The sequence below is a fragment of the Mesorhizobium sp. M0615 genome, from assembly GCF_040320805.1.
GTDB lineage: Bacteria > Pseudomonadota > Alphaproteobacteria > Rhizobiales > Rhizobiaceae > Mesorhizobium.
Genome location: NZ_JAMYQI010000052.1, coordinates 1 through 559 on the forward strand (window position 1 = coordinate 1; position 559 = coordinate 559).

Annotated in this window: 1 pseudogene; it reads left to right on the forward strand. The window is 59.4% G+C overall.

The annotated features are described in order from the left end of the window. The first annotated feature begins 15 nt into the window (after window positions 1-15). A pseudogene (locus NKI46_RS30920) lies at window positions 16-557 on the forward strand (SOS response-associated peptidase). The last annotated feature ends 2 nt before the right edge of the window (window positions 558-559 follow it).

Consider the following 559-nt stretch of genomic DNA (forward strand, 5'->3'; position numbering starts at 1 on the left):
TCACTGCCGGTGAGGATGGCAACCACCGGCTCCGTGAAGGGCGCTGGTGGCTGGTTCCTTTCTGGGCGAAGGAGATGCCCAAGGCAGCGCTTCAATGCGAGGATTGAGGGCATCGATACGGCGCCCGCCTTCCGCGATGCCTTCAGGTCAAAGCGCTGCCTGATCCCTGCCGATGGCTTCTATGAGTGGACGATATCGCCAGCCGACGGCAAGAAGGATCCTTGGCACATCTACCAGCCAGACCACGCGCCTTTCTGTTCGCCGGCCTTTGGGCTTACAATTCCAATCTCGACATAACCAGTTGCACCATCATCACGGAGCCTGCCGCAGAACCGATGAAGCAATTGCATGATCGACAGCCTCTCATTCTCGACCAGACATACTATGACGCCTGGCTGGACCCGGCGACGCCCAAGGACAGCCTCAAGGACATTCTAAGCCACGACATCGATGGTCAGCTGCAGTTCAACCGCGTTGGGCGTGAGGTGAACACGAGCGCCGTCAACAAGTTGCCCAACGACCATCCCGGCCTGGTCGGGCCGATCAACCCCCTATGAGC